This is a genomic window from Caldibacillus thermoamylovorans (assembly GCF_000751775.1).
Classification (GTDB): domain Bacteria; phylum Bacillota; class Bacilli; order Bacillales; family Caldibacillaceae; genus Caldifermentibacillus; species Caldifermentibacillus hisashii.
In genome coordinates, this window is record NZ_CCRF01000002.1 from 1 (window position 1) to 7,695 (window position 7,695).

Here is a 7,695-nt window from a genome sequence, read left to right on the forward strand (position 1 = left end):
TATAAATCAGAGTGCCAGCGACTGAAAAACTAACTTCCCCCTCTCTAAAAAACTTTCACTTTCTCTTCGTGCGATGTTAATTCAAGGGAAAAATTCAAAGTTTTTCTATACCGTAGCATATTTGACGAGTGGATGTTCAGCTTTCTCTCTGCGAAGGATCGTATTCCAATAAGTCGATACAAGGCTTTAAAGCACTGCAAAAGAAACTTGGTATCGAAATGGATAGAATATATGGACAAAATAAAGTAAAGGCATTGGCAATAGTGGGGCTATTAATGAAGCAGGCAACAACAAGCAACAAAATTCTTCCCACATCCTCTCTTCTGGCATTTTTAAGGCAAACAAGTCGTTGAGAAGTGACGGTTTTCCGAAGTATAGGAGGTGCGCACTGGCTGTACTTTTTATTTCCCGGATACAGGGACAAATAATAACGGCATAAATAGCTATTACGGACGGAAGAAAGAAGATTAAGTAGACAATTTCAGCTGATGTGCGTGCAATATAAACGGAATTTACGGACCAAAAACGAAAATTAAAACTATATTAAAAAAATATTGAAACAATACCGAAACAATACCGAAACAATACTGAAACAATACCGAAACAATACTTATACTAATCTTTTATTATATAAGAAAACTAAATTTATAAAATTATCAAAAAAATACTTGCTTATAGTTGGTTTATATGTTAATATATAACTTGTAAATAGAATAAACTATAGGTGGTTGTTTTTGGTATGAAAAGTATGAAGGCTAGGGTGATAATTATTCTTTCAGTGTTTGCACTCCTAACCTCAGTAGTACTAACTATGCCAGCGGCTACAGCTCAGGCAAAAAATTCAACAGAAAGTTTGATTAATCATCAAGAAGTTAGCAATGTCGTGCAAAATGTTGATGAAAAAGACATAGAAAAAGCGAAAAAGTTTGTAAAAGAAGCATTGAAACTTAATAATGATTTTACGTATTCTGTAGACCGTCAAAAAGCACTCCAAATTGGTTTTTCTGTAGAACAGGTAACAAATATGGCGATATTTTTTGAAAACTTACCAGTAGAACAAGTGAAATTTTTAGAGAGTGGGAAACAAATTCCGATAAAAGGCGATAAACAAATCAAACCTATGATTGCGCCTGCGTTACCTTGGCTTGTATATATTTCACTGCAAGATCTAATTGCTGTATTAACAGCTTTGGGATTGGCTGGTGTTGCTAAAAAGTTTTTAGAAGACATTTATACATATGGGATCAAAGAAGCATGCAAAAAGTTTTCAAAAAAACATGAGAAGATTAAAAACTTCTGTGAAAATAATGGATATCCCACGAAATAAAAAAGGCTCCTGGAAATATTCTAGGAGCCTTTTATAAATAAATCGTACATAAAACCGCAAAAACAGCTATAGTAAAGTAATCACTATCATCCAGTTTTTTCCCGTCTTTAACAAAGAGATTCAAAGCCCAATATAGTTTTGTACCCTCAACCGTTTTTGTAATCAATTTTTTGCTGATACTGTAGTACATTACTTTATAGAGGGCGAATGCAATTGTACCTAACAAATAAAACAAGATAAACTTACCAAAAATCAAAAGCATGGTAGATCATTCCCCCAATTTAAATTCTTTAACCAATAACTTAATTTTAGCAAAAATGTTTACAATAGAAAAGAAAACGTTTGGAACATTTATAACCTCTTCACCTGTAAAATAAGGAATTTTTTGTATATACACAACTCCTTACTTGGGGGTTATATTTATTCCTGATTTTGACAGTCCAAAGAACAAAAACTCCCCGAAAACAGCGGTATAATCCTTTTTTTGAAAGGTTTTTTATTTTTTTTACTTAACGGAGATACTTGGATAAGGGTCGGAATGAAATCCCTTTGTGCCTAAATTAAAAAGAATCTGTTACATATTTGAAACAATTCTATGTTAAGGTTATAACGGACAAAAAAGGACTTCATTCTTCTTTAATACATGACCCTGCTGATTTGCTGAGAAATAATGGAATTGATGGTTCTTGATTATAGGCCATCCAATATATTAAAGGAGAATTAACGATGTTGTTTGATACACATGCTCATTTAAATGCAGCTGATTTTACAGATGATTTGGAAGAAGTGATTGAAAGAGCCGGCAATGTTGGTGTTTCCGATATTGTTGTTGTTGGCTTCGATCGCCCAACGATTGAAAGAACAATGGAACTAGTTGAGAAATATGACCATATATATGGGTGTATCGGCTGGCATCCGGTTGATGCTGTCGATTGCACCGAGGAAGATTTACAATGGATTGAACAATTATGCAAACATCCCAAAATCGTTGCTTATGGAGAAATTGGCCTTGATTATCATTGGGATAAATCACCAAAAGATGTTCAGCAAAGATTATTTCGGAAACAAATCCGTTTGGCGAAAAAATTACGTCTTCCAATCGTAATCCATACGAGGGATGCCATGGAAGATACGGTTACAATTTTAAAAGAAGAGCATGCGGAAGAAATTGGCGGGATTATGCACTGCTTTAGCGGTAGCGTAGAGACGGCAAAAGAATGTATAAAAATGAATTTTTACATTTCATTAGGTGGTCCGGTTACATTCAAAAATGCAAAAAGGCCAAAAGCAGTGGCGAAAGAGATTCCGCTTGACCGAATTTTAATTGAAACGGATTGCCCGTATTTGGCTCCACATCCATACAGAGGAAAAAGAAATGAGCCGGCATATGTAAAACTAGTAGCCGAGCAAATTGCTGATATAAAAGGGATTTCTTTTAAAGAATTGGCAGAAGCAACAACGAAAAATGCTAAATTACTTTTCGGCATAGAGTGACAAAAGCAAAGGGAGTTAGACAAATTTTCAGCAAATTTGCCACAATCCCCTGTTAAAAAGAAAAACTGTGTCGATAAGATTTTCTTTTTGAAAGTAGGAATATATGCAATAATGTGGAACATAGATTGATATAGTAGTAGCCATACCTTCTCAAATTAAATTCTCTTATAAGGTACGCACCCCAGAAAAGGAGGTTCATGCATGAAATTTACGAAAATGAAGGACCTGTTCACCAACATTTTTAGAAGAAATAAAGCGTTGATTTTAATTGCTAGTTTCTTAGTCATCGCCTCACTAACAGGTCTTTTCATTTACCAAGGAACGAAGAAAAATGTTTCCTTGACGTTAAACGGCAATAAGAAAGAGATAAAGACACATGCAGAAACGGTTCATGAGTTATTAGGTGAATTAAAAATCAATTACAAAAAACAAGACTATCTATCACCATCTGTCAATGCAAAAGTAAAAGACAATATGCAAATTGTTTGGAAACCTGCATGTATGGTGATATTAAAACTTAATGGAGAAGAGAAGAAGGTATGGACTACAAGAAAAACGGTGAAGGAGTTTTTGGCAGAAAGTGAAATTGCTATTAAAGAACAGGATCAATTAAGTGTTCCGCTCGAAGCGAAAATAAAACAAGGTTTAATAATTAATTTAGATACAGCTTTTCAAGTTGTCGTAAACGATGGAGGAGAAGAGCGGACGGTATGGTCTACTTCGACTACGGTCGCTGACTTTTTAGAACAACAAGGAATTAAACTAAATGAACTTGATCGTGTTGAACCAGGTTTAGATCAAATGATTGGGGAAAATGTTCCTATAAACATCGTCAGGGTTGAAAAGGTCACCGATGTAGTGGAAGAACCACTTGAGTTTGCTACCGTTACACAAAAGGACAGCAACTTAGAATCCGGGAAACAGCAAGTTGTTCAAGAGGGAAAAACCGGCAAAGTGCAAAAGACATATGAGGTTATTTTAGAAAACGGGCAAGAGGTTTCCAAAACATTAATTAGTGAAAATGTGATGGAAAATGCAACAGATAAAATTGTCGCAGTTGGGACAAAGGAAATGACACAACTGGTTTCCCGCGGTACGGAGACAGGGAAAGAGTTTTATGTTAGTTCCACCGCCTATACTGCTTCCTGTAACGGTTGTTCCGGAAAAACAGCAACGGGGATTGATCTTCATGCAAACCCGGGGGCAAAAATTATTGCTGTCGATCCGAGCGTCATTCCTTTAGGGACAAAAGTATACGTGGAGGGGTATGGCTATGCGATAGCTGCCGATACCGGGACTCGTATTAAAGGGAATAAAATTGATGTCTTTTTTGCCTCACAAAGCGATGCGTACCGTTGGGGGCAAAGGACCGTAAAAATTAAAATTCTTCAATAGTTAGGCAGAGGGAACACTCCCTCTGCGTTTTACTTTTCTATGGAAAAATATCATAATAGAAATTGCGATATTTATATGAGGTTAATAATGGAGGAATTATGAAAATAAAGGAAATTATTGTTGTTGAAGGAAAAGATGACACAGTTGCCATTAAACGGGCGATTGATGCGGATACAATTGAAACGAATGGTTCTGCAATAAATGAGGAAACTTTGAGGAAAATTGAATTGGCTGCGGAAAAACGCGGAGTCATTATTTTTACCGATCCTGATTTCCCGGGTGAGAAAATAAGAAAAACCATTACTGATCGCATACCAAATTGTAAACATGCTTTTTTACCAAAACATGAAGCAAGAGATAAATTAGGAAGAGGGATTGGTGTAGAACATGCCTCCCCGGAAGCAATTCGTACTGCTTTGAAAGATGCTCACCGGATGGAAATAGAGCCCGAAGAGAAAATTACAAAAGAAGACTTAGTTTACTATCGTCTCATTGGGGATGCATCTTCAAAATGGAGAAGGGAAAGATTAGGGGAGCTTCTAAAAATTGGATATACAAATGGAAAGCAATTGCATAAGCGACTAAACATGTTTCAAATATCAAGAGAGTTATTTTTAGAAGCGGTCAATAAAATTTTTCAGGAGGAACAAAATGGATAGAGATATCGCCACACCACTACGAACAAGGGCAATCCTGGAAAAGTACGGATTTACTTTTAAAAAGAGCCTTGGGCAAAATTTTTTAATCGACACAAATATTTTAAATAATATTGTAGACCATGCCGAAATTACTCCGGAGAGCGGGGTCATTGAAATTGGTGCAGGAATAGGTGCCCTTACAGAACAATTGGCTAAAAGATGTAAAAAAGTACTTGCTTTTGAGATTGACCAGAGATTACTTCCGATCTTAGAAGATACGTTGTCGCCATATCCCCATGTCTCAGTTGTTCACCAAGATTTCCTGAAGGCCGATGTTCATCAAGCAATTGAAACCTATCTTCAAGAGGTGAAGGATATTGCTATTGTTGCCAATCTCCCGTATTATGTTACAACGCCGATTATTATGAAATGTCTAGAGGATCATTTGCCATTCCGGTCCATGGTCATAATGATGCAAAAAGAGGTAGGCAGCCGAATCACTGCAAAGCCTGGAACAAAAGATTACGGCTCTTTATCAATAGCCATTCAATACTATACAACGGCTGAAATTGTCATGAATGTACCAAAAACGGTTTTTATTCCGCAACCAAATGTGGATTCGGTGGTTGTGAAATTGACGAAAAGAGATCAGCCTGTTGTCGCTGTCAAGGATGAACAATTCTTTTTCAATATTGTCAAATTTAGTTTTGCCCAGAGAAGGAAGACAATTTTAAATAATTTGGTTAGCCAGCTTGAAAATGGCAAAGAGAAAAAGGCGCGGATTATGGCTGCATTAGAAAAGGCAGAGATTGATCCGACGAGAAGAGGGGAAACTTTAACAATTGAAGAATTTGCAAAATTAAGTGATGGACTACTTCCATATTTTGCATAATATTAAAATGGTCAGGTTGTCGGGAAAAAATGAAAAACGGCAACCTTTTTTACGTTAAGCTCAAGTTTCAACGAGGTTGCCAATAAGACGTAGTTGGTAATTTAAGGTTTCAGGATAAGGGACAAAAACAGTTTTGAGTGAATTTATCGTCCTGCTAAATATTCATACACCCTGTGGTTTTTGTTTGCATATCTTATAAAAGCCTTTTTATTTTAAGACATGGAGTGAAGGCCATGGGATAAAAATCAATCAAATAGTGGGTAGAAAATCATATAAATGTGATATTCCGTTTCGGGTAATCCGAGTATATGAGGAGCGAGGTCGTACTTTTGCGCTCTTATATGGAGAGGATATTCGACTAATTGCCGATGCACCGATTGAGGACTTAATCGTCCTTGATACCCGTATGAAAAATGAACTTTTGGCCCCGTTCCGTGAATTGGAAGAGCAATCCTTATACTTATTTCGCCAAGATTATCAAGCTGTTCTTGAAAAACAGGAGTATGAAACCTCGCTTGGTTATAATACGGACTTTCAATTGTTTCAAATTCCCGGAAGAGTGTTACATGTCGATGGAGATCCAAATTACTTAAAAAAATGTTTAGCGATGTATCGGAAAATTGGTGTTCCGGTTTCAGGTTTTTACTGTGATGAAAAAAATATGCCTGATCAAGTCCCCCAATGGGTCGATGAGTTTCGACCTGATATATTGGTTATTACGGGTCATGATGCGTATTCTCAGCAAAAAGGTAAAAAAAGTGATATTAATTCGTATCGTCATTCAAAAGACTTTGTCCTGACAGTGAATAAAATAAGAAATAAATATCCAAATTTAGATCAATTAATTATTTTTGCCGGTGCGTGTCAATCACATTTTGAATCGTTAATTGCAGCCGGAGCTAATTTTGCGAGTTCGCCGGCAAGGGTAAATATCCATGCTTTAGATCCCGTCTATATCGTTTCAAAGTTAAGTTATACCCCGTTTACGGAGCGTGTCCATGTATGGGAAATATTACGGAACACCATTACCGGGGAAAAAGGTGTCGGTGGGATTGAAACAAAAGGTGTCTTAAGAATGGGGATGCCATATCATCCAAAATTTGACTAAATCCGTTGTTTTATCCCACTCATAACGGCTGGTTAAAATGCCTACCTCAAGAATGAAATCAATGAGGAAGATAGGCGGGAGAGAATTCCCTCATAAGTTTGAGGGAATTTTTTACACTCAGTGGGGATAAGGATTTCCCCGTTGATTGAAATCTCACTTTATCCTTTCGAAATGAATGACTGGAATCATCTGATCTCCGTTACTGTAAAAAAATTTTTTCTTTAGTGAAATTAATGAACAATGGGTACATAAAATTATGAAAAATCGGTAAGAATAATGGTGTCGAAAAAAGTTGAAAAATGACATAAAAGTTATTGACAAACATTTTTTATCCTTGATATAATTTTAGTTTTATCCTTGACAAAAACCTGTAAATTTGTTATCATAAAGCTAAGTGAGGTGTAGAAGATATGCCAAGAACATTGTCAGATATTAAAAAAAGTCTTGATGGAAATTTAGGGAAACGTCTTATGTTAAAAGCTAACGGTGGACGAAAAAAAACGATTGAACGAACAGGTGTATTAGCTGAAACATATCCAGCCGTTTTTGTTATTGAATTAGATCAAGATGAGAATTCATTTGAACGAGTATCTTACAGTTATGCGGATATTTTAACACAGACTGTACAACTTACATTTTATGAAGACAAGCAAGAGTTAGTATAGTAGGCAGTTACCTTTGGGTTACTGCCTTTTTTATACGTTAAGAATGTATAATTTTCCAGCAAAGAAGCGAATTTGACGTAGTTGGAAATTTTAAGAATTAAGCATAAGTGCTCTTGCGGCTCTGCCGTCGCCTGGATGCTCGGCAGTCGCCGAGTTTTCTTTATAGTATAAGAAAG

General features: G+C 36.2%; 8 protein-coding genes. 7 read left to right on the forward strand and 1 reads right to left on the reverse strand.

All coding sequences use genetic code 11. From position 1 onward, the window contains the following. Positions 1-739 precede the first annotated feature (739 nt). Positions 740-1,327, forward strand: a complete 588-nt coding sequence (locus BT1A1_RS00210) for a hypothetical protein (RefSeq protein ID WP_034766834.1) — start codon at positions 740-742, stop codon at positions 1,325-1,327. Positions 1,328-1,358: 31 nt separating this feature from the next. On the opposite strand, the gene BT1A1_RS00215 is transcribed toward BT1A1_RS00210, so the two are convergent. Then, positions 1,359-1,589 carry a hypothetical protein gene (locus BT1A1_RS00215; protein ID WP_034766836.1) on the reverse strand — a complete coding sequence of 77 codons (231 nt, stop codon included), beginning with the start codon at positions 1,587-1,589 and terminating at the stop codon, positions 1,359-1,361. A 464-nt stretch (positions 1,590-2,053) separates the two neighbouring features. Between BT1A1_RS00215 and BT1A1_RS00220 the strand changes: the two genes are divergently transcribed. From BT1A1_RS00220 to veg, 6 genes are all read left to right on the forward strand, one after another. Beyond that, positions 2,054-2,821: a TatD family hydrolase gene (locus BT1A1_RS00220; protein ID WP_034766838.1), complete on the forward strand. Its 768-nt coding sequence runs from the start codon at positions 2,054-2,056 to the stop codon at positions 2,819-2,821. Positions 2,822-3,022: 201 nt separating this feature from the next. Continuing rightward, positions 3,023-4,216, forward strand: a complete 1,194-nt coding sequence (locus BT1A1_RS00225) for a G5 and 3D domain-containing protein (RefSeq protein ID WP_231553248.1) — start codon at positions 3,023-3,025, stop codon at positions 4,214-4,216. Positions 4,217-4,314: 98 nt separating this feature from the next. Next, positions 4,315-4,875 carry a ribonuclease M5 gene (gene rnmV, locus BT1A1_RS00230; protein ID WP_034766840.1) on the forward strand — a complete coding sequence of 187 codons (561 nt, stop codon included), beginning with the start codon at positions 4,315-4,317 and terminating at the stop codon, positions 4,873-4,875. Then, positions 4,868-5,746 (forward strand): 16S rRNA (adenine(1518)-N(6)/adenine(1519)-N(6))-dimethyltransferase RsmA, encoded by an 879-nt coding sequence (gene rsmA / locus BT1A1_RS00235; protein ID WP_034766844.1) that lies wholly within the window; start codon positions 4,868-4,870, stop codon positions 5,744-5,746. The genes rnmV and rsmA overlap by 8 nt, the downstream gene beginning before the upstream one ends. Positions 5,747-5,984: 238 nt before the next feature. Continuing rightward, positions 5,985-6,854: a sporulation peptidase YabG gene (gene yabG, locus BT1A1_RS00240; RefSeq protein ID WP_034766846.1), complete on the forward strand. Its 870-nt coding sequence runs from the start codon at positions 5,985-5,987 to the stop codon at positions 6,852-6,854. A gap of 410 nt (positions 6,855-7,264) precedes the next feature. Further along, the gene (veg, locus tag BT1A1_RS00245; RefSeq protein WP_033826366.1) at positions 7,265-7,519 is read left to right on the forward strand and encodes a biofilm formation stimulator Veg; all 255 of its coding nucleotides are present in this window, start codon (positions 7,265-7,267) and stop codon (positions 7,517-7,519) included. The last annotated feature ends 176 nt before the right edge of the window (positions 7,520-7,695 follow it).

Coding starts and splice junctions, on each gene's coding strand:
- BT1A1_RS00215 (WP_034766836.1), bottom strand. CDS start 1,589: ATGCTTTTGATTTTTGGTAAGTTTATCTTGTTTTATTTGTTAGGTACA.
- rsmA (WP_034766844.1), top strand. CDS start 4,868: ATGGATAGAGATATCGCCACACCACTACGAACAAGGGCAATCCTGGAA.
- BT1A1_RS00225 (WP_231553248.1), top strand. CDS start 3,023: ATGAAATTTACGAAAATGAAGGACCTGTTCACCAACATTTTTAGAAGA.
- BT1A1_RS00220 (WP_034766838.1), top strand. CDS start 2,054: ATGTTGTTTGATACACATGCTCATTTAAATGCAGCTGATTTTACAGAT.
- rnmV (WP_034766840.1), top strand. CDS start 4,315: ATGAAAATAAAGGAAATTATTGTTGTTGAAGGAAAAGATGACACAGTT.
- veg (WP_033826366.1), top strand. CDS start 7,265: ATGCCAAGAACATTGTCAGATATTAAAAAAAGTCTTGATGGAAATTTA.
- BT1A1_RS00210 (WP_034766834.1), top strand. CDS start 740: ATGAAAAGTATGAAGGCTAGGGTGATAATTATTCTTTCAGTGTTTGCA.